This window comes from Flavobacterium sp. GCM10022190 (assembly GCF_042656445.1).
GTDB classification, from domain to species: Bacteria; Bacteroidota; Bacteroidia; order Flavobacteriales; family Flavobacteriaceae; genus Flavobacterium; species Flavobacterium nitratireducens.
Genome location: NZ_JBHSOQ010000003.1, coordinates 702,613 through 724,883, shown reverse-complemented (window position 1 = coordinate 724,883; position 22,271 = coordinate 702,613). Strand labels below are relative to the sequence as shown.

The following is a 22,271-nucleotide window of genomic DNA, read 5'->3' as shown; positions in this document are numbered from 1 at the left end:
TAGCTTTTTAAATCTAAAATTTATAATTAATTTAAAAAAAAATTAGTTGCAAAATTAGAAAAGACTTTCAAGAAAGTGTATTAAAAAAAATATAAAATTTTACAGTTTGTCTTTCAGATATTGAGCTGTAATAGATTTTTTGTTTTTAATGATTTCTTCAGGAGTTCCTACCGCTAATAGCTGTCCGCCATTTTCTCCTCCTTCAGGTCCCAGATCAATAATCCAATCGGCGCATTTTATTAAATCGAGATTGTGTTCAATAACTAAAAGAGAATGTCCTTTTTCAATTAATGCATCAAAGGAAGCTAAAAGTTTTTTGATGTCATGAAAATGTAATCCAGTCGTAGGTTCGTCAAATACAAATAAAGCCTTGTCTTTAGTTGCGCCTTTAACTAAGAAAGAAGCCAGTTTGATACGTTGGGCTTCTCCACCCGATAGCGTTGAAGAGGATTGACCTAATTGTACATAACCAAGACCCACATCCTGTAAAGGTTTTAATTTTTGCGAGATTTTATTTTGCTTGTGTTCGCCAAAAAAGTGTACTGCATCATCAATAGTCATTGTCAAAATATCATTGATGTTTTTGCCTTCGTAAGCAACTTCTAAAACTTCTTTTTTAAAGCGTTTGCCGTTACAGGTTTCACAGGGTAATTGTACATCAGCCATAAAAACCATTTCTACATTAATTGTTCCTTCACCGCTACACGTTTCGCATCGTCCACCATCGACATTAAAAGAAAAATGTTTGGCTTGGTAACCTCTTACTTTAGATAATTTTTCCTTTGCAAATAATTCACGAATATCATCATAGGCCTTGATGTAGGTTACTGGATTCGATCGAGAACTTCTTCCAATTGGATTTTGATCGACATATTCAATGTGTTTGATATGCGAAAAAGAACCAGTCATTTCACTAAATTGTCCTGCTTTTTCCCCAGCATGATCTAATTTTTTTTGTAAAGCTGGGAAAAGAATTTTTTTAACCAAAGTACTTTTTCCACTTCCTGAAACTCCCGTTATCACCGAAAGTACATCTAGCGGAAATTGGACATCAATATTTTGTAAGTTATTTTCTCTCGCTCCTTTTATTTCGATGAAATTTTTGAAAGGTCGACGTTTTTTAGGAACGGAAATTTCTAAATCACCATTTAAGTATTTAGAAGTTAAAGAAGTCGACTTCAAAATTTCGTCAAAACTCCCTTGTGCAACTAAATTTCCTCCAAAAGTTCCTGCTTCAGGACCAATATCAATAATCATGTCGGCCGCTTTCATGATATCTTCATCATGTTCTACGACAATAACCGTATTGCCTAAATCACGTAACGACAACAAAACTTTAATTAAACGTTCACTGTCTTTTGGGTGTAAACCAATACTGGGTTCGTCCAAAATATACATGGAACCTACCAAGCTGCTCCCTAATGAAGTGGCTAAGTTAATTCGTTGCGATTCTCCTCCAGAAAGGGTAGCTGAATTTCGATTGAGAGTCAAATAATCCAAGCCAACATTACTTAAAAACGACAATCGGTTATTGATTTCAACTAATAATCGTTTGGCAATTTGTGCTTCGTATTTGTTAAGCTCAATGCTTTTGAAAAAATCAACTAAATGACGAATAGGTAAGTCAACTAATTCCGAAACCGTTTTGCTATTAATTTTAATATAGGAAGCTTCTGGACGTAAACGTTTCCCTTTGCAAGCCTGACATTTGGTTTTTCCTCGGTATCGCGATAACATAACGCGATTTTGTATCTTATAATTTTTATCTTCCAGTTCTTGGAAAAAATCATTTAATCCTTGAAAATATTCATTTCCAGTCCAAATGAGTTCTTTTTGTTCATCCGTTAACTGAAAATAAGGTTTGTGAATTGGAAAATCGAATTTGTAAGCGTTATTGACTAATTGGTCACGGTACCAACCCATGCTTTCGCCTCTCCAAGGGAAAATGGCGTTTTCATATATTGATAAACTTGTGTTTGGAATTACTAATTCGGCATCAATCCCTATGATATTTCCATAACCTTCGCAAACAGGACAAGCACCATAAGGGTTGTTAAAACTAAATAAATGCAAATTTGGTTCTAAGAATGTAATTCCATCTAATTCGAAATTATTCGAATATTCCATTCGTTTATCCGCATTCAATTCCTGTAAATAGCAGATTCCTTTGCCTTCATAAAAAGCAGTTTGGACCGCATCGGCCAATCGGTTAAAGAATTCTTCTTCTTCCTTGACTACGATTCGATCGATGATTAAAAGGACGTCTTTATTGTCTAAAGAATGTTGGTCTATTTCGTCTATTCTTAGAGTTTCATTATTGACTAAAATTCTGGAAAATCCCTGTTGCAATAAAACTTTTAATTTGTCTTCTAATTTTCTTCCTTCTTCCAGATGAATTGGAGCCAGAAGTAACCATTTGCTGTTAAGTTCCAGATTTTTTACATCATTGATAACGTCACTAACAGTGTTTTTTTTGACTTCACGCCCCGATATTGGCGAAAATGTTCGTCCTATTCGAGCATATAATAATTTGATGTAGTCGTATATTTCGGTTGATGTTCCTACAGTAGAACGCGCATTGGTTGTGTTTACTTTTTGCTCAATAGCAATAGCAGGAGCAATTCCTTTGATATATTCTACTTTTGGTTTGTCTAATCGGCCTAAGAATTGACGCGCATAGGAAGATAAACTTTCTACATAACGGCGCTGCCCTTCGGCATATAAAGTATCGAAAGCTAAACTTGATTTTCCTGAACCCGAGAGTCCTGTAATAACTACTAATTTATTTCTGGGAATTACAACGTCAAGGTTTTTTAAATTATGAACTTGGGCGCCTTTAATAATTATATTTTTCTTGGGATCTATTTTAGAAATGTCAACTTTCATATAAAAAATGCAATTTGTACAAAAGTAATCATTTTTATGGGGAGATATAGTAGGGTTTATTGCCAATTTTAATTTAAAACGGAAAGGTTCAAGAAGAAGAAATCGTATTTGTTTTTGAGATTATAAATCTTAGTTTGTTGTACATTTATTCAGATTTGTTTTAAATTTACAGTAAACCAAAAAATGACTTAACCTTGAAAACAAAAATTATATTTCTATTCATTCTCTTCAATGCTGCGCTTTTTTCACAAGATTTACCGCCTATTGTGAAATATGTTCCAGGTACTTACGGAGCTGGAAATCAAAATTGGATGATTTCTCAAGATCAGAATCAGTTTGTGTATTTCGCTAATAATGAAGGCCTTTTAGAATTTAATGGTTCGTATTGGAAATTGTATCCATCTGTTAACGAAACGATTATTCGATCAGTGAAGGTGATTCAAGACCGAATTTATACAGGAAGTTACATGGAATTTGGTTATTGGAAACGAAAATCAAACGGACTCTTGAGTTATACTTCTTTGAGTGCAGGTATAAAATCAAAAATTTTAGAAGATGAGCAATTTTGGAACATATTATCCTATGATCAATGGGTTATTTTTCAATCTTTAAATCGAATTTATATCTACAATTCACAAAACAATAGTTTTAAAATTATAGCTCCTAATGATTATATAGTAAAAGCTTTTAGAACAAAAAATGCTATTTATTACCAGACTAGCAATCAAGGATTGTTTGAAATTGAAGGCGGTAGTAGTAAATTAATTGCGGCCCATTCTGAATTGAAGAAAAACAGGATTGTTAATGTATTTGAGAAAGAAGATGGATTATTGATATTGACTCAAAAAGCAGGTTTTTTTAGCTTGGTAGGAAAAGAGTTAAAGCGATTTCCAACAGATATCGATGCTGATTTTTCAGAAGAGAGTGTTTATAGTGGGGTTGCGTTGTCTGATGGTGGCTACGCATTAGGAACAATATCTAATGGTATTTTTATAATTACAAAAGAAGGAAAAAAGAAATATCATATTTCGCAAAAGAAAGGTTTGAGTAATAATACGGCCCTCTCTTTATTTGAAGATAAAGAAAAAAATCTATGGGTTGGTCTTGATAATGGGATTAATTGTATTAATCTTAATTCGCCTATACAAACTTTTGTGGATGATTCAGGTGCTTTAGGTACAGTGTACACTTCGCAATTGTATAAAGGCAAATTATATCTGGGCACTAATCAGGGGTTGTTTTATAAAGACTATCAAAGTAATGACGATTTTACTTTTGTAAAAGGGACTAAGGGACAAGTATGGTCATTGTATGTTTATGATGGGACATTGTTTTGTGGACACGATTTGGGTACTTTCATAGTCGATCAAGGGATTGCAAATTATATTTTTTCGCAATCGGGTACTTGGAAATTTAGTAAAGTTCCTGGTGCTAAAAACCGCTTACTTCAAGGTAATTATTATGGGATATCGGTTTTAGAAAAAAAAGGGAATCAATGGCTTTTTAGAAATAAAATTAAAGGATTTGATAATTCTTCAAAATATTTTGAAATGACCAAGAATTATGAAATTTATGTAAGTCATGAGTATAAAGGTGTTTTTAGATTAAAAACCGATGCGAATCTTCAAGTATTTAATGATAAGTTTTCCTATAAGAATCCTAAAAAAGGAAAAAATGCAAGTTTGATACAATATAACGATGCTATTTATTATGCAAACCGTGAAGGTGTTTTTAAATTAGATAATAGCACTAAACAATTTCGTAAAGAAGCTGTTTTGAGTTCGGTTTTTGAAAAAGATGAATACACTTCGGGTAAAATGATTGTCGATAACTCTAATAGAATTTGGTTGTTTTCTAAGAATTATATTAGCTATTATGTCTCGAATAAATTGGTTAATAAATTAAAACGAAATAGCATCCCTATACCAGCATCTTTGACTAATTCGATGTTAGGGTATGAAAATTTGACTCAGTTATCACCTTCAACTTATTTTTTTGGTACGACTGATGGTTATTATACAATGAACATTAATGAACTGGCATTTGAGAACTATAAAGTTTCAATTTCAAATATTAGTTCCAATACAATTGATGGTGCAGTGCATGCTAATCCTATTTTTGACAAAGGTGTTTTTCCACATGACGAAAATAATATCACTTTTTCCTACACCGTTCCAGAGTATAATAAATATATCAATGTTGAGTATCAATATATTTTAGAGGGTTTTCAAGAGAATTGGAGTAATTGGAGCGCAAGATCTTTTGTGAATTTTAAAAATTTACCCTCAGGGACTTATGTTTTTAAAGTAAAAGCAAAATTTGCCAATTCAAAATTAGACAATACCATAACCTATACATTTACAATTCTTAAGCCTTGGTATGCCACTAATTTAGCTATTATTATTTATTTAATTCTTGGTTTTATAGCTGTTCGAATAATTCATAAAGAATACAATAAGTATTATCAACGTCAAAAAGAAAAATTGATAGAAGAAAATAATTTATTGTTGGAGATAAAAGAATTAGAAAACGAACAGCAGTTAATGCGATTAAAAAACGAACAGTTATCTAAAGACGTTGATGAAATCAATAAAGAACTGGCAGCTTCTACTATGAGTTTGCATAGTAAAAATGAATTATTAGCTTTTATCCAAAAAGATTTGAAAAACAATGATGAAAGTGATAGCAGAAGCATTAAAACAGTTATTTCTACCATTAATAAAAATATCACGGGTAAAGATTCATGGAGTATTTTTCAAGAGGCTTTTAATAAAACCGATAAGGACTTTTTGAAAAATATGAAAGCAGCCCATCCTTCCTTAACAGCTAATGATTTGAGATTATGTGCTTATTTACGACTTAATTTATCTTCAAAAGAAATTGCTCCTTTATTGAATATTTCAGTGAGAAGTGTAGAGATAAAACGATATCGTTTGCGCAAAAAAATGGATTTATCTCATGAACAAGGTCTAGTTGAGTATATCTTAAGTGTATAGCTCTCTTTTTTTAAGGGCTAAAAAACTATACAACACCACAACATTTAACATTTGTAGTAGTTTTTTTAAGGTTTTTAAAGAGAAATTAACAATTAAGCTTTTCTTGATTTTTAAGGGTTTTATTGAATTATCTGCAAATAAAACCACTTTTATTTTTGTTGTATATTTTTTGTAGGGGTTATTTTTAATTTGTTATTGATTTTAGCTAGTAATTTTATCATTCACAATAAAAAACACAACCATATGAAATCAAATTATCTATTAATTGTTTTTTTGATGTTCTCTACTTTGAGTTTTGCCCAAAGTTTTGACATCGGAGGAACTGTGAAAGAAAAAAACACGGAATTGTCTATTCCAGGTGTTAACATTCAAGTTAAAAATGGCAACAAAGGAACTACCACTGATATCGATGGTAAGTTTACCTTGAAGGGAGTTCCTGCAGGTTCTGTTGTTACTTTTACTTTTATTGGTTACAAAACGATAGAGTATAAAGTAACACAATCTAATTCGGCTTTGAATATTTCGCTAGAAGGAGATGCAAAAACACTAGATGAAGTTGTTGTTATTGGTTATGGTAATCAAAAAAAGAGAGAGGTTACTGGAGCGGTAAGTGTTTTAGATAATAAAACACTCGAAGTTTTAAAACCTATTAAAATTGAACAAGCTTTACAAGGAACACTTTCGGGTGTAAATGTAACTACACAATCAGGAGCTCCGGGTGCTGCTCTAGATATTAGAATTCGTGGTATTGCTACTAATGGTGAAAATAGACCTACAACCATTATTGATGGTTATGTGGGCGAATTAGGATTGTTAAATCCTAATGATATTGAGTCTATTACCGTACTTAAAGATGCTCAAGCAGCAATTTATGGAACTATTGGTGCAAATGGGGTTATTTTAGTGACAACAAAATCTGGAAAAAAGAATGCCAAAACTAAAGTTTCTTATAATACATATGCTGGATTCCAAGGATCATCAAAAAAACTAAACTTACTTAACGCTACCGAATATGCATTACTTCTTAATGAAAGTTATGCTAATGGAGGTAAAACATTACCTTATTCAAATGTAAATGGTTTAGGAAAAGGAACAAAATGGCAAGATGAAGTAATGAGTACGGGTGTGCCTGTTATCAATCACGATTTATCCATTTCTGGAGGAAGTGATAAAATTACATATTCAGTAAGTGGATCTCACATTGACCAAGAAGGAATAGTGGGGGAGAATAAATCAGGATTTTTAAGAAATACAGCACGCATTGGGTTAAATGCAGATGTTTCAGAATCTTTAAAATTTAAAACCAATGTGATTTATACTTATTTTAATCGTAAGTCTTTGAATGAAAATGGTTTAGGTTCAGTTTTGTTTAACGCTTTGAATGTGCCTTCTACCTTGAGTCCTTATGATACTAATGGGAATTTTACCCTGGTTCCTAATACACCAGGATTAGGGAATGAAATTATCAACCCATTAGCTCAAATTGCCAATACTTATAACGATTATAGCTTTAAAAAGATCAATGGAAATTTTGGATTAGAATATAAAATAGTTGATGGTCTTGTATTATCAAGTTCAATGGGATTCAATACTTCTAACAGTAAATCTAAAGATTTTTCTAAGCAAATTAGTTATGGTGGAAAAGTATTTGATGTAAACAGAAGTTCTGTTAATCAAGGAGCTGTGAATGATAATAATTATTCTTTTGACCTTTTTGCAACCTACACTAAGAAAATTCAAGATCATAGTTTTGTGGCTACTTTAGGGAATACCATTTTCAAAGAATGGGGTAATGGCCTTTTTGCAACAGGATATGATGTTCCTAATAATTCATGGGATTTTGCAGATATTTCTTTGACAACAGGAGTTCTTGAAGCCAAAACGAATAGTTCCTATGCTTATGATGAAAGACGTCTTTCTTATTTTGGAAGAATGCAGTACGATTACAAAGGCAAGTATTTGTTATCGGCTATGCTTAGACGTGATGCTTCAACAAAATTTGGACCGGGTAACAAAGTGGGATATTTTCCATCATTTACTGGAGGTTGGGTTATTTCTGATGAAGGTTTCTTTGGAACAAATAAAAAAATTGATTTCTTAAAATTAAGAGCGAGTTATGGTACTTTAGGAAATGATCAGATTCCAAATAATGGTTATGTAAGTTTACTAACAGGTGAGGCAACTTATGTTTTTGATGGCGCATTAGCTAACGGAAGAGCCATCGGTCAAATTGCAAATCCTGATTTAAAATGGGAAGAAGCCAGAAAGTTTGACGTGGGTATGGATATGAAATTGTTCTCTAACAAAATTTCTATCGTTGCTGATTATTTTATTGATACACGTAAAGACTTATTGATCCCTAATATTCCTGTATCTGGAATTACTGGAAATAATGCGCCAGGATCTTCTGCACCTACTGTTAATGCTGGTACAGTGCGTAATTCAGGTTTAGAATTTGCTATCGATTATAAAAATTCATTTTCGGATAATTTTAATATGAGTGTTGGCTACAATGTAACCTTTTTGAAAAATAAAGTGTTAGAAGTAAACAACGGTACAGGTTTTATTGAAGGAGGGGCTTTTGGAGTAGGACAACCTGCACCATCTAGAATGCAAATAGGATTACCAATAGGTTATTTTTATGGATATAAAACAGATGGTATTTTTCAAAATCAATCCGAAATTGATGCACATCCTTCTCAAATAGCATTAGGGGCTAATGCCGCACCTGGTGATATTCGATTTGTAGATGTAAATAATGATGGGGTAATTAATACTAGTGATCGTACTAATATTGGAGATCCAATTCCTAATGCAACAATGGGATTCAATTTACAAATGAATTATAAAAACCTTGATTTTGCGTTGTATACATTTGCTTCGGTTGGGAATGATATGGTGAGAAATTATGAGCGCGTGCTTTCAGATGCGAACAGATTAAATTACGTTTTAGACCGATGGACTGGTGAGGGAACAAGTAATTCAGTTCCAAGAGTAACTACAGGTGCTACCGCTAATAATATTTTCTCTGATTATTTTGTTGAAGATGCTTCTTATTTGAGAATTCAAAATATTCAACTAGGATATACTTTAAATCCTAAAATTTCCGAAAAAGCTTTCATGAGCAAATTGCGTTTGTATGCAGCGGTGAATAATCTTTACACTTTTACTAAGTATAAAGGATTTGATCCAGGAGCTTCTAACGGTGCCCCTATTGGAGGAGGAATCGATTATGGTTTTTATCCAATACCTAGAACCTATTTATTAGGGCTTAATATTAATTTTTAATTCCCATCAAGATGAAAAATCACACTTATATAGTAGTTGCAGTAGTAGCTATCTTTTCAATGCTTACTGTTTCATGTAGCGATGAGTTTGTAAATCGAGATCCCGCATATTCAATTGACTCTGAAAATTATTTCAATTCAAAAACGGATTATGAAAACGCTTTAATCGCTGCGTATGACCCACTTCAATCGAGTTATGTGAATGTTATGTTAGGTGAAATTGCATCAGACAATACACTTTCAGGTGGTGAAAGTCAAAACGATGTTATTGGATTTCAACAAATTGACGACATGATCCATACTCCTGTAAATAGTAATCTTAGAGATATTTGGAATTGGATGTTTGCTGGTGTCAACAGAGCAAATTATATTTTGGAATTTAAAGATAAAACCAACTTTGAGGGAAAAACACAAATTATTGCAGAAGCTCGTTTTTTAAGAGCTTACTATCATTTCGAATTGGTAAAATGGTTTGGTGCAATTCCTTTAAAAGGGGATGCCCGTTTTAAAATTGGTGATGAAAAATCAATTCCTCGTTCACCAGTTGCCGATGTGTATGCTTCCATTGAAGCGGATTTAATTTATGCTTCAGAAAATTTAAATCCTACAGCTTCACAACAAGGAAGAGCTACAAAAGGTGCTGCTCTAGCATTACTGGGTAAAGCTTATTTGTACCAAAATAAATTTACCAATGCCGCTTCAGCATTAGAATCACTAATTGGTATGCAAAAATATACTTTAGTATCAGATTACAATTCCATTTTTGAAGCCGAAGGAGAGAATGGTCCAGAGTCTGTTTTTGAAATACAATATACAGACATTGAAGGAGCTGGTTTTGGTTGTTTACAATGTAGTGAAGGAAACGTTGCGGTAGGATTTAATGGGCCACGAAATTATACAGGTACTTTGTTTACTTCTGGGTTTAGCTTTAATGTGCCAACAGCTAAAGTTGTAAATGCATTTGAAGTAGGCGACAAACGTAAAGATGTAGCTATTTTAGATATTGAAGATTGGGCATTAAAAACAGGAGCAACTTATGGTGAAGGTTACAAACATACCGGTTATTTTAATAGAAAATACATTCCTAGAAAAAGGAGTTCATCAGCAGCAGGTGATTTGAATTTAACCAATCCTAATAATTACAGATCAATTAGATATGCTGATGTGTTATTAATGGCAGCTGAAGCCTTAAACAGAGGAAATATTAGTGACGATAGAGCCAGACAATATTTAAATCAAGTAAGACAACGCGCATTTGGTGATTCAAATCATAATATTACAGCTTCAGGTGCAGCATTAACTGATTTTATTTGGGCAGAAAGAAGAGTAGAACTGGTAGGAGAAGGACATCGTTTCTTTGATTTAGTTCGTACTGGAAAAGCAGCTCAGGAGATTCCTGGTTTTACAGCTAATAAAAATGAAGTATTTCCTATACCAATTGAAGAAATTCAATTTGCTAACGGAAATTGGGAACAAAATCCTAATTATTAAAAAATGCTAATTATGAAAAATTTAAAATATATAACAAGTCTTATTGTAGCAGCTCTCATTTTTAGTTGTTCAACAGAGAATGAACTGGTTGATTTGAACGCACTTGGAGCGCCAACTAATATTTCGGCCTTAACTACCGTTACGCAGGATAATACAGGAAAAGTTACCTTTTTACCAAAAGGGGAAGGAGTTACTAAATTCGAAATTTATTTTGGAGACAATACTTCAACACCCGCTTATGTAAATCCAGGAGAAACAGTAGATCATATTTACAAAGAAGGAAAATACAATGCTAAAATTGTAGGTACAACCCTTAATGGAAAAAGAACCGAGGTAACCCAAGAAGTGGTAGTTTCTTTCAAAGCACCGCAAAATTTAGTGGTTACTATCGAAAATGATTTACAAGTGTCTAAAAAAGTAAATGTTAAAGCAACTGCTGATTTTGCATTGTTTTACGATGTTTATTTTGGAGAAGCAGGAAAACCAGATCCTATTTCAGTTAATAATGGAGAATCGGTTTCTTATATCTATCAAAATCCTGGAGTGTATACAATTCGAATTGTTTCTAAAAGTGCAGCGATTCAAACAACAGAATACACACAACAATTTACTGTAACAGTAGTAAGCAAACCGTTTACTTCGGCTCCAACGCCACCTAACAGACAAGCAACGGATGTAATTTCCATTTATGGTTCAAAATATACTAATGTTGCTGGAACGAATTATTTCCCAGATTGGGGACAAGCAGGACAAGGAAGTAGCTGGACCGAATTTGATTTGAATGGCGACAAAATGCTTAATTATATAAAATTAAGTTACCAAGGAATTGCTTTAGCTGATGGAACAACTATTGATGTTTCAGGTATGGAATTCATTCACATGGATGTTTGGACTGCTGATTTACAAAAAATTGAAACTTCATTGATTAGTAAAACAAATGGAGAAAAACCTGTGGTTAAAAATTTAGTAGCTAATCAGTGGAATTCAATTGATATTCCAATTTCGGCCTTTACAAGTCAAGGTTTAACAGTTGCCGATATTTTCCAATTGAAATTTGTAGGCACACCATGGGCAGGAGGAAGTGTATTTATTGATAATATTTATTTCTATAAAACACCAGCGGCTCTAATAGAATTGCCTCTTGATTTTGAGTCAACAACATTAACCTATTCTTGGGCTGGTTTTGGAGCCTCAGATTTTGGAGCTATTCCAGCGGCAGTAATCGCTAATCCAGATAAATCAGGTATAAATGTTTCAAATAAAGTGGTGAAAATCGAAAAACCATCCGGAGCGCAAGTATGGGCAGGTGCTAGTTTGAATTTAGAAGCAAAAGTTGATTTTACCAAAGGAACTAAAGTGAAAGTAAAAGTTTGGTCGCCAAAATCGGGAGCTAAGATTTTATACAAAATGGAAGTGTCAACTTCTCCAAAAGACGGAAATGGAAACCCTACTGTTTTTGTTGAAGTAGAAGCCACAACATCAGTTACAAATGCATGGCAAGAATTGACATTTGATTTGACAAGCTCACCAGCATTCAACACGGCAAATGTTTATGATAGAGTCATTTTATTCCCTGATTTTGGTGTTAACGGGACAGGTGCTACTTATTACTTTGATGACATCAAACAATTTAATTAAAACTATTTAAGATGAAAAATATATTAAGAAACACAATTGCCATTTTAACCATGTTGTTAATGGTCAATTGCGCCAAAGATGATTATGCTTTTGGTGCGTTAGAAAGTCCTACTGATATACAGGTTTCCTACGAAGTGATTGGGAAATCAACCGACAATCCTTTTGGAGATGGAACAGGAAAAGTGAAATTTACGGTAAAGGCTGACAAGGCAATCTCTTATCGATTTGTATTTAATGACGGTACTTCAGAAAATGCACCTAATGGTGTCTATGAAAAACGTTTTACAAAAACAGGAGTTAATACGTATACGGTAACTGTAATCGCTTCAGGTAAGGCGGGTTTAACGACTAATACAACGGTAGATGTTGAGGTGCTAAGTAACTTTAGTGACGACCAAGCGGTAGCTTTATTGACTGGAGGTACATCTAAAAAATGGTATTTTGCCGCTTCCGAAGTAGGTCACTTAGGAGTAGGGCCTAATAATAATGATGCCACTCAAAATTATTATGGTTTTTGGTACCAAGCCGCAGCATTTGAAAAAGCTGGAGCGGCTGTAAGTAGTTGTTTGTATGAAAATATACTAACTTTTTCATTAGACGGAGATCAGTTGAAATTTAATTTAGACAATGGAGGAAGTACCTTTTTTAATACTGCTTATCTTGGTGTAGCTGGCGGTTCTGGTAGTGAAGATAAATGTTTGAATTTTGATGTTTCAGGAACTAAAACAGTTAGTTTGAGTCCATCAGAATCGGTGATATTGAATAACCCAAATGCAGCAACCCAAACTCGTGGTACGGTTTTAAATATTTCAGGAGGTGGTTTTATGGGCTATTATATCGGACAAAGTTCGTATGAAATATTATCCATTACCGAAAACAGAATGGTAGTAAGAGCTATTATGGGAAGTGACCCTGGTATTGCTTGGTATCACACTTTTGTTACCACTAAACCAGTTCAAAACACAACACCTCAATACAATAATTTAGTTTGGTCAGATGAGTTTAATACTGATGGTGCTCCGGATTCAGCTAAATGGGGCTATGATTTAGGAACAGGTGATAATGGATGGGGTAATAACGAAGCGCAAACCTACACTAGTAGCTCTGATAATGTGATTGTTTCTAATGGAACTCTTAAAATTACTGCTAAGAAAGTAGGTTCATCTTATACTTCAGCCCGATTAAAAACAGAAGGTAAATTTGATTTTACCTATGGAAAAGTTGAAGTAAGAGCTAAATTGCCTTCTGGTGGAGGAACTTGGCCAGCCATTTGGATGCTAGGAGCTGATTATGCAACTAATACTTGGCCTGCTTGTGGTGAAATAGACATTATGGAACATAAAGGGAATGAACCTAATAAAATTCATGGTACGTTGCATTATCCAGGTAATTCGGGAGGAAATGGTAATGGAAATACAACTACGATCACTAATGCTTCTTCAGAGTTCCATGTTTATAAAACGGTGTGGAGCCCAGCTTCGGTACAAATTTTTGTAGATGATGTTTTATTTCACACAGTTCCTAACACATCAGCGCTACCATTTAATAAAGATTTCTTTATGATTCTAAATGTAGCAATGGGTGGAACTTTTGGAGGTACTATAGATCCAGCATTTACACAATCGTCTATGGAAATAGATTACGTGAGAGTGTACCAATAATCAAATAATTAATGATTTTAAAAGGTCGATTTCATAATCGACCTTTTAATTAAAATATTCGGAAGATGAGAGTAATTAAAACAGTTTTCGTTGTTTTTATTACCATTGTCGTGGTGAGTTGTGGCCAAAAAGTAGTACAGCCTAATGCAAGTTTTGTTTCAAAAGATCAATTAGACAAAAGAGTTGATTCTGTCTTGAAATTAATGACATTGGAAGAAAAAATTGGACAACTTAATCAATACAATGGTTTTTGGGAAATTACTGGGCCAACACCCAAAGAAGGGCAAGCAGCCAAAAAATATGCCGATTTAAAAAATGGCTTGGTTGGTTCGATGTTGAATGTAAAAGGAGTAAAAGACGTACGAGCATTACAAAAAATAGCCGTAGAAGAAACACGTTTAGGAATTCCTTTGTTATTTGGTTTTGACGTTATCCATGGATACAAAACGATAAGCCCAATTCCATTAGCCGAAGCAGCTAGTTGGGATTTAAAAGAAATTAAAAAATCGGCTGCAATAGCTGCTGAGGAGGCTGCTTCGGTGGGATTAAACTGGACTTTTGCCCCTATGGTAGATGTTTCTCGTGATGCTAGATGGGGACGCGTAATGGAAGGAGCTGGTGAAGATCCCTATTTAGGAAGTCAAATAGCCATAGCTCGTGTGCAAGGTTTTCAAGGAGAGGATTTAAAGGCCAGAAATACTATTTTGGCTTGTGCCAAACATTTTGCAGCCTATGCTTTTGCTGAATCGGGTAGAGATTACAATACCGTTGATATAGGCGAATCAACTTTGCATAATATCGTTTTACCTCCATTTAAAGCTGCTGTAGATGCAGGTGTTCGTACTTTGATGAATTCTTTTAATGAATTAAATGGAATTCCTGCAACAGGGAATGCTTATTTACAAAGAAAAATCCTGAAATCCGATTGGCAATTTGATGGTTTTGTGGTTTCTGATTGGGGTTCCATCAACGAAATGATAGCTCATGGTCACGCTAAGGATAGCAAACATGCAGCGGAACTTGCTATTAATGCGGGTTCAGATATGGATATGGAGTCGAGTGCTTATGTAGCACATTTAGCAGCTTTAGTAAAAGAAGGCAAAGTAAAAGAAAGTCTTATTGATGATGCAGCCCGACGTATATTGAAGGTGAAATTTGAATTGGGTTTGTTTGATAATCCTTATTTGTATTGCGATGAAAATTACGAAAAAGAAACACTAGGAAAACAGGCTTTTCAAGAAGGTGTTTTGGAAATGGCTAAAAAATCAATTGTTCTTTTGAAAAATGAAAAAGAACTATTACCATTAAAAAAATCGGGGCAAAAAATTGTTGTCATTGGAGCTTTGGCTAATGACAAAACAAGTCCATTAGGAAGTTGGCGTATTGCAGCCGATGATAATTCGGCAGTTTCATTGTTAGAAGGTTTACAAAACTATAAAGGAAACCAATTAACTTATGTAAAAGGTGCAGATGTAACAGTAGGGAGAACCGAATTTATTTGGGAAACCAAGATTAATACGACCGACAAAAGTGGTTTTGAAGAAGCAATTCAAGCTGCAAAAACTGCTGATGTGGTGATTATGTCTTTTGGGGAACATGGTTTACAATCTGGAGAAGGTAGAAGTAGAACCGATATTGGATTACCTGGAGTGCAACAAGAATTGTTAGAAGCGGTATACAAAGTAAATCCAAATATTGTTTTGGTATTAAATAATGGCCGTCCTTTAGCAATTCCATGGGCAGATGCTCATATTCCAGCTATAGTTGAAGCTTGGCATTTAGGAACACAAAGTGGAAATGCGATTGCTCAGGTGTTGTATGGAGATTATAATCCAAGTGGAAAACTACCAATGACTTTCCCAAGAAATGTAGGCCAAGTGCCTATTTATTATAATCACAAAAATACAGGCAGACCTACAATGACGGAGCCTGATAGTGTTTTTTGGTCTCATTATATTGACGAAAAAAACAGTCCTTTGTATCCCTTTGGTTATGGTTTAAGTTATACCCAATTTGAATATTCGGATTTGAATTTGAGCCAAAAATCTTTTTCTGGAAATGACCAGATTACCGCTAGCGTAACCGTAAAAAATACAGGTAAATATGCGGGTAAAGAAGTGGTTCAGATGTATATTAGGGATTTAATTGCTTCTGTAACCCGACCTGTAAAAGAATTAAAAGGTTTTGAAATGATTGAATTGCAGCCGGGAGAGTCTAAAAAAGTGAATTTTGTAATCAATAAAAAAACAATAGAATTTTTTACAGCCCAATCCAAATGGGAGGCTGAACCAGGAGATTTTAAAATTTTTATTGGTGGAAATTCCGTTCAAACTTTGGAAAGCGATTTTCAATATGTAAACAACTAAAAAATGAATAAATTTTTAATTATACTTTTCATTAGTAGCCTTTCTGTGGCTCAGCCAAAAGGGAAAAAAATAGTTTGGGAAGAACAATTTAATGCTAAGGAATTAGATTTGAATAGTTGGAATGTCGAATTAGGTGATGGTTGCCCCAACTGCGGTTGGGGTAATAATGAACGCCAACTTTATACTAACGAAAATCAAAAGCTAAAGAATGGTTTTCTGGTGATAACAGCTAAAAAAGAAGACGAAAAATATACCTCTTCAAGAATTACGACTAAGGGTAAAAAGGAATTTCAGTATGGCTATTTTGAAGCACGAGCTAAATTGCCAGTTGGTACTGGTATTTGGCCGGCATTTTGGATGCTTGGAGCTAATATCGATAAGGTGGGCTGGCCTAAATGTGGTGAAATTGATATTCTAGAATATGTGGGCAAAGAACCTCATACTGTTTTTACCTCCTTGCATACACAAGATAGTCACGGTAATACCATCAATACCAAGAAAACAGTAATAGAGACTATTGAACAAGGATTTCATTTGTATGCAATAGACTGGAATCCTGATAAAATTGATTTTTATGTTGATAATCAATTGGTATATCGTTTTCAGCCTGATAATAAGACCGAGGCAGTCTGGCCTTATAATCAGCCATTTTATTTTTTGGTGAATATGGCGATTGGTGGAAATTTTGGTGGTCCAGAAGTAGATGATTCTATTTTTCCACAGGAGTTTAAAATTGATTATATCAAGGTGTATCAGTAAATAAATAATAGCTGATTATATGTGGTAAGCTTTTGGTTTTCAGTATTTACGTTGGAATGTTGTAAAAAAAATAGAATATTATATAAAATATTCTAAAACTTTATTTTTGGTTTAATTTTTGTTAAATTTATTTACCAAGCAAAACAATTATTTGTTAAATTTGGATTCAAATCATAATTAAAATTAAAGCGCCTATAGTAAAAAACTACTTTTTAGAAAATAAAATACCCCGATTAAAATAACTAAAAAGTATTACTATGATAGCTAATATTCAAATTCCAGACGCTCTGTTGGTAAAGGATTATGTGGCAGGTAACGAAGAAGCCTTAGCTACCTTAATCAAAAGACACGAATCTAAAATTTATGGTTTTATATATTCTAAAGTATCAGATAGAGATGTTTCAAATGATATTTTTCAGGATACCTTCATTAAAGTAATCAAGACTTTAAAATCGAATTCGTATAACGAAGAAGGAAAATTTTTACCTTGGGTAATGCGAATCGCACATAATTTGGTCATAGATTATTTTAGAAAAAATAAAAAAATGCCCATGTATCGAGAAACCGAAGAGTTTTCGGTTTTTTCAATCATGACGGATGAGTCTTTAACGATAGAAAATCAGTTAATTGCAGATCAGGTAGAAATGGATTTGCAAAAATTAATTGAAGAACTTCCAGAGGACCAAAAAGAAGTTTTGGTAATGCGAATGTATAAAGACATGAGCTTCAAAGAAATTTCTGAAGTTACAGGAGTAAGTATTAATACGTCACTGGGAAGAATGCGTTATGCACTAATGAATTTGAGAAAAGTAATTGATAAGCACCAAATTATTTTGACTAATTAGACAATATTTGACTTGTTGTGGCGTTGTATTGAAAGAAAATGTTAAAAGGCACAATATGGCAAAAATTTACGCTCAAAAAAAACAAGTCAACACAAACATGAAACCCAAAAAAGAAGTAATAGCTTTTCTTTTAAATTATTCCAAAGCACTTCACGTTGTAAAAGTGGAGGATAAATGCTTTGAAATGATAGTAAATTAATCTAATCGAGCTTGTATAAGCTGTTTTGTAAATCTCACTAGTTAATTGAAAATTAGTGAGATTTACTTTTTATAACCCTCCAGATTCGTTTTTCGACCAATCGTTCGAGTGATAATATCTTTTTCTAAATCCATGCCTCGGGCTGGGGAATATTCCCTTCCGTACCAAATCATTTGCAAATGCAAATCATTCCAACATTCTTCCGGAAATAAGCGTTTGGCATCTTTTTCGGTTTGTACTACATTTTTTCCATTGGATAAATTCCAGCGGTACATAAGGCGATGAATATGTGTGTCTACCGGAAAAGCAGGATAGCCAAAGCCTTGTGACATCACTACACTCGCTGTTTTATGACCTACAGCCGGAAGCGCTTCAAGGTCTTCGTAATTATCAGGCACTTGTCCGTGGTGTTTTTCAATTAAAATTTGGGATAAACCATGAATTCCTTTTGATTTCATAGGCGATAATCCACAAGGGCGAATAATTTCCTTGATTTCTTCTACTGATAATTTGACCATATCATAGGGATTGTCGGCCTTTGCAAATAATAGCGGTGTAATTTGGTTTACTCGTACATCAGTGCATTGTGCCGAAAGCAAAACGGCAATCAATAGGGTATAAGGGTCTTTATGATCTAATGGAATAGGGATGCTAGGATAAAGTTCTTTTAACGTATTTATAACAAATGTTACCCTTTCTTGTTTGTTCATTATTGTAAATTTATATCTTGTAAAAATAATATAAAAAATACCAATTAGGAAAAACAAGTCTAAGTGAACTTTGCGAAAGCCTTGCGAACTTTGCGTTTAAACAAAAATAATTATGACAACATTAAAAAAAGGCGATAAAGCACCCGAATTTTTTGGCGTAGACCAAGATGGGAAACCACATCAATTAGAAGATTACAAAGGAAAGAAATTAGTAGTTTTCTTTTATCCAAAAGCAAGTACGCCGGGTTGTACTGCCGAAGCTTGTGATTTAAGAGATAATTACGAGCGTTTTCAAGCCAATAATTATGCGTTGCTAGGCGTTAGTGCCGATTCGGCGAAAGCCCAAGCGAAATTCAAGGACAAATACGAATTCCCTTTTCCATTATTAGCCGATGAAGAGAAAGAAGTTATACAAGCCTTTGGCGTTTGGGGACCAAAAAAATTCATGGGCAAAGAGTACGATGGGATTCACAGGACGACTTTTGTAATTGATGAAAACGGAATCATTGATGAGGTCATTGAAAATGTAAAAACCAAAGAACACGCTGCTCAGATTTTAAAGTAATTGAAAACGCCACAAAAGAAACTCTCTTGTGGCGTTTTTTATTTGTTGATTTGATTTTGTTTTTATTTATACCATAATATTCGAATGAGAATATATTTGATTTTAAATTTTTCGGTCTTATTTTGATTTTGCAAAAGCGACAGCAGGCACTACTTCGCCTTTTACTTCGATTTCATCTTTTTTGTCTTTAACCGCAAATTTTACAGCTAAAACAATAACTCCCGTGATTAGAATGATAATTCCTAGGATGTAAAAAGCATTGGTGTAATCTATTAAATCTTTAGTTTGAGATACTCCTGTTTCGTTGATTACGTCTTTAGAGAATTTTACTGCTTTGGCTTTGAATAAGAAAGCAATTAACATCGCTCCAATATTTCCACCAGCTCCTACAATTCCGGCTACACTTCCCACCGCTTTTGGATTTACGAAAGGTACAAGACTGTAAGTAGCACCGTTTGCCATTTTTAAACTCATTCCGAACATAAACATTAAGAAGATAGCTACTCCTAATTGATTGGTCATTCCGAAGAAAATAATTCCAATACCTTCGACAACAAGTAATAGTGCTAGTAATAAATTTTTACCTGAAAAACCATAGCTTTTACCTACTTTGTCAGCAACGATACCTCCTAATGGTCTAGCAAAAATATTAATCAATCCAAAAAGTCCGGCACAGATTCCAGCAGTTTTTAAACTAGCTCCAAAAGTATCGGTGAAATAAATAGGAGCAAAGTTATCTATGGTGATTTCAACACCAAAACAAGCTGCATAAGCCACAGTTAAAACCCAAGTACGGTAATCTTTTACAGCCAGCATGAAAGTGTTTTCTTTAGTCTCATTTTCAATTCCAAGTTCTTTGTAGTTTCCGTTTGGTAAGTCTTTCGTATATCTGAAATAGATATAAGCAAATACCAATAATAGTATTCCCGGAACAATCATGGCATATCTCCAGCTATCCTCTTGCGTACAAAAACCTAGTCCTACAAATCCTGAAGCAATAAGTGGCATCGTAATATTAGCTAAACCAGCACCTGCGTTACCAAAACCACCTGCTGTAGCATTGGCAGTTCCTTTAATTGAAGGAGCAAACATTACTGAAGTATGGAATTGTGTGATTACAAATGAAGCGCCAATAACACCAATTGCAAGTCTAAAAAATAAGAAACTTTCATAGGATTGTGAAGTTCCAATTAATAAAACAGGCACAGCACAAATTATTAATAACCAAGTATAAGTTAATCTTGGTCCAAATTTATCCACCAAACGTCCTATTAATAATCGTGCGATGATGGTTGCTGAAACAGAAGCAATTTGAATGTTACCTAATTGATCTTTTGTAAGGTGCAATTGTTCTTTAGCAATCGGCATAAGTGATGCCATACCGAACCATGCAAAAAAGGAAAAGAAAAATGTTAGCCATGTAATGTGGAAGGTACGCATTTGAACACCTTTGCCACTAAAAATGTTTAGACTAGAAAGCGGTTGATTTGTTGAAATTGAACTCATATCAAAAAAAATTAATCGTTTGTTTGTTTTGTTTGTCTAAGTAGAAAACTTATTCTAAGTGTTTTACTTAATTACAAAGCAAAATTACTTGCTTTTTTTTGATTAAAACTTGCGAAAACGCAGTTTTTAGAAATTAATTACGTATTTATACGTAAGTAATTTGAATAAATGTACTTAAGAGAGTTTTACGAGTAAAAAAAATCCACGGCGTACAAGGGGTGTAAGGCTGTGGATCATTAAATTTTATATTCTTAGAAAAAAAATTAAGTACAGATAATATTTTTAAATTTTTCAGGCATTTGGACGATTTGTTTGGTCTTCAATCATCAAGAGTTTAAAAGAATTACGTTTTATTTCTCAGAATTGAGTCTTCCTGAGTAATGAAGCAATCTCATTAAGTAGTTCCATAGAAGTATTTAATGATTGTGTATTGTTGCAGGCACGGAAAGCATTTTCATGCTATCGTTGTGTTATATATAGAGCTGCCTTGGTTACAGAATTTGCTTTGCTTTGAGGAAAAAGCATCGTGGGATTCCTCATTCTTCGGAATGACAAACGGGGTGGTTTTGGTTTGTGTAAAAGAACATTTTTCAAACGGTCTTACCCTCAATCTTGTCATTTCGACGAAGGAGAAATCTCATTAAGTAATTCAAGAAAGTATAAAACTATTTGATTGTAGTTGTGGGCATGGATTGCAAATACGCTACAGAGGTAATTTCTATTGCTGCTTAGTCAAGTAGAAAAACTCTCTTTCTAATTCGTATTTTAGTCGTTTAACACTACGTCTCATTAAAAAATAGGGTATTCCAAACATAAATAAAGCATGAAATATTATGAAAGGAATTGCTATAAGTCCTTCTTTATCCTCACCGATTAAAAATCCAAATATGAAAATGCAGTAAAAAATAATTAAGAAAGCATAAAAGAAGATAAAGAAATTATTAAAACCATTGATTTCTGTTTCTATTGTTAGTTGGCCATTATTTTCTGAAAAAGTTCCATTGGCAACTGCAAAGTTTCCATTGGTGTCAAATAATCTTCGTCTGCGTTTAATTTTGAAATTATGAGGGGTAATTTGTCCTTTAAATTCATTTTTACTTGAAGAAAAAATATCAAAAGTGTCCGACATCATTCCGGTGTTTCCTTCATCTGTAATTTTATTTAAACTATTAACAAATTCAGCCTTGCTTATTTGTAAAGAAGTTGTCAGGTAGTCTATAAGTTTAAGTTTTTTTAATAAATCATCCATAGTATTAAAATCTGAAACGATTGCTGGCAAACTGTTGTTTATTTTTTAAATTAAGTTAACTTCAATCTTAGTGTTGTTTTATAAATTGTCTTTCTGCAAATATAAAAACTTTT

General features: G+C 33.6%; 14 protein-coding genes. 10 read left to right on the top strand and 4 right to left on the bottom strand.

The features are described from left to right. Positions 1–99: 99 nt before the first annotated feature. Entirely contained in the window at positions 100–2,886 is a 2,787-nt protein-coding gene (gene uvrA, locus ACFPTQ_RS13085; protein ID WP_379777972.1) for an excinuclease ABC subunit UvrA, read from the bottom strand. A gap of 194 nt (positions 2,887–3,080) precedes the next feature. Here uvrA and ACFPTQ_RS13080 point away from each other — a divergent pair, with 194 nt between their 5' ends. The 9 genes from ACFPTQ_RS13080 (at position 3,081) to ACFPTQ_RS13040 (ending at position 18,128) form a co-directional block, all read left to right on the top strand. Further along, on the top strand, positions 3,081–5,882 hold the full coding sequence (locus ACFPTQ_RS13080; protein WP_379777971.1) for a helix-turn-helix and ligand-binding sensor domain-containing protein: 2,802 nt from the start codon (positions 3,081–3,083) through the stop codon (positions 5,880–5,882). A gap of 243 nt (positions 5,883–6,125) precedes the next feature. Further along, on the top strand, positions 6,126–9,170 hold the full coding sequence (locus ACFPTQ_RS13075) for a SusC/RagA family TonB-linked outer membrane protein (RefSeq protein WP_379777970.1): 3,045 nt from the start codon (positions 6,126–6,128) through the stop codon (positions 9,168–9,170). Positions 9,171–9,181: 11 nt separating this feature from the next. Continuing rightward, positions 9,182–10,660 (top strand): RagB/SusD family nutrient uptake outer membrane protein, encoded by a 1,479-nt coding sequence (locus ACFPTQ_RS13070; RefSeq protein WP_379777969.1) that lies wholly within the window; start codon positions 9,182–9,184, stop codon positions 10,658–10,660. A gap of 12 nt (positions 10,661–10,672) precedes the next feature. Next, on the top strand, positions 10,673–12,298 hold the full coding sequence (locus tag ACFPTQ_RS13065) for a hypothetical protein (RefSeq protein WP_379777968.1): 1,626 nt from the start codon (positions 10,673–10,675) through the stop codon (positions 12,296–12,298). An 11-nt stretch (positions 12,299–12,309) separates the two neighbouring features. Further along, positions 12,310–13,959 carry a glycoside hydrolase family 16 protein gene (locus tag ACFPTQ_RS13060; RefSeq protein ID WP_379777967.1) on the top strand — a complete coding sequence of 550 codons (1,650 nt, stop codon included), beginning with the start codon at positions 12,310–12,312 and terminating at the stop codon, positions 13,957–13,959. Positions 13,960–14,024: 65 nt separating this feature from the next. Then, positions 14,025–16,325: a beta-glucosidase BglX gene (gene bglX, locus ACFPTQ_RS13055; RefSeq protein WP_379777966.1), complete on the top strand. Its 2,301-nt coding sequence runs from the start codon at positions 14,025–14,027 to the stop codon at positions 16,323–16,325. Between the two features lie 3 nt (positions 16,326–16,328). Continuing rightward, entirely contained in the window at positions 16,329–17,084 is a 756-nt protein-coding gene (locus ACFPTQ_RS13050) for a glycoside hydrolase family 16 protein (protein ID WP_379777965.1), read from the top strand. 260 nt (positions 17,085–17,344) lie between these two features. Then, positions 17,345–17,929: an RNA polymerase sigma factor gene (locus ACFPTQ_RS13045; RefSeq protein WP_379777987.1), complete on the top strand. Its 585-nt coding sequence runs from the start codon at positions 17,345–17,347 to the stop codon at positions 17,927–17,929. Positions 17,930–17,984: 55 nt separating this feature from the next. Continuing rightward, complete coding sequence (locus tag ACFPTQ_RS13040) at positions 17,985–18,128, top strand: hypothetical protein (protein ID WP_379777964.1); 144 nt, start codon at positions 17,985–17,987, stop codon at positions 18,126–18,128. Between the two features lie 62 nt (positions 18,129–18,190). Here ACFPTQ_RS13040 and ACFPTQ_RS13035 read toward each other — a convergent pair whose 3' ends face one another. Next, complete coding sequence (locus tag ACFPTQ_RS13035) at positions 18,191–18,838, bottom strand: endonuclease III domain-containing protein (protein WP_379777963.1); 648 nt, start codon at positions 18,836–18,838, stop codon at positions 18,191–18,193. A 112-nt stretch (positions 18,839–18,950) separates the two neighbouring features. Here ACFPTQ_RS13035 and bcp point away from each other — a divergent pair, with 112 nt between their 5' ends. Next, on the top strand, positions 18,951–19,403 hold the full coding sequence (gene bcp / locus ACFPTQ_RS13030; protein WP_278036096.1) for a thioredoxin-dependent thiol peroxidase: 453 nt from the start codon (positions 18,951–18,953) through the stop codon (positions 19,401–19,403). A gap of 117 nt (positions 19,404–19,520) precedes the next feature. On the opposite strand, the gene ACFPTQ_RS13025 is transcribed toward bcp, so the two are convergent. Together ACFPTQ_RS13025 and ACFPTQ_RS13020 are read right to left on the bottom strand one after the other, a co-directional pair. Further along, entirely contained in the window at positions 19,521–20,909 is a 1,389-nt protein-coding gene (locus ACFPTQ_RS13025) for an MFS transporter (RefSeq protein WP_379777962.1), read from the bottom strand. Positions 20,910–21,627: 718 nt separating this feature from the next. Beyond that, positions 21,628–22,158: a hypothetical protein gene (locus ACFPTQ_RS13020; RefSeq protein ID WP_379777961.1), complete on the bottom strand. Its 531-nt coding sequence runs from the start codon at positions 22,156–22,158 to the stop codon at positions 21,628–21,630. Positions 22,159–22,271: the final 113 nt, after the last annotated feature.

What these genes read in the sequence shown, in the direction of transcription:
- bcp (WP_278036096.1), top strand. Translation starts at nt 18,951, where the DNA reads ATGACAACATTAAAAAAAGGCGATAAAGCACCCGAATTTTTTGGCGTA.
- ACFPTQ_RS13050 (WP_379777965.1), top strand. Translation starts at nt 16,329, where the DNA reads ATGAATAAATTTTTAATTATACTTTTCATTAGTAGCCTTTCTGTGGCT.
- ACFPTQ_RS13070 (WP_379777969.1), top strand. Translation starts at nt 9,182, where the DNA reads ATGAAAAATCACACTTATATAGTAGTTGCAGTAGTAGCTATCTTTTCA.
- ACFPTQ_RS13040 (WP_379777964.1), top strand. Translation starts at nt 17,985, where the DNA reads ATGGCAAAAATTTACGCTCAAAAAAAACAAGTCAACACAAACATGAAA.
- ACFPTQ_RS13075 (WP_379777970.1), top strand. Translation starts at nt 6,126, where the DNA reads ATGAAATCAAATTATCTATTAATTGTTTTTTTGATGTTCTCTACTTTG.
- ACFPTQ_RS13020 (WP_379777961.1), bottom strand. Translation starts at nt 22,158, where the DNA reads ATGGATGATTTATTAAAAAAACTTAAACTTATAGACTACCTGACAACT.
- ACFPTQ_RS13065 (WP_379777968.1), top strand. Translation starts at nt 10,673, where the DNA reads ATGAAAAATTTAAAATATATAACAAGTCTTATTGTAGCAGCTCTCATT.
- ACFPTQ_RS13025 (WP_379777962.1), bottom strand. Translation starts at nt 20,909, where the DNA reads ATGAGTTCAATTTCAACAAATCAACCGCTTTCTAGTCTAAACATTTTT.
- ACFPTQ_RS13035 (WP_379777963.1), bottom strand. Translation starts at nt 18,838, where the DNA reads ATGAACAAACAAGAAAGGGTAACATTTGTTATAAATACGTTAAAAGAA.
- ACFPTQ_RS13060 (WP_379777967.1), top strand. Translation starts at nt 12,310, where the DNA reads ATGAAAAATATATTAAGAAACACAATTGCCATTTTAACCATGTTGTTA.
- uvrA (WP_379777972.1), bottom strand. Translation starts at nt 2,886, where the DNA reads ATGAAAGTTGACATTTCTAAAATAGATCCCAAGAAAAATATAATTATT.
- bglX (WP_379777966.1), top strand. Translation starts at nt 14,025, where the DNA reads ATGAGAGTAATTAAAACAGTTTTCGTTGTTTTTATTACCATTGTCGTG.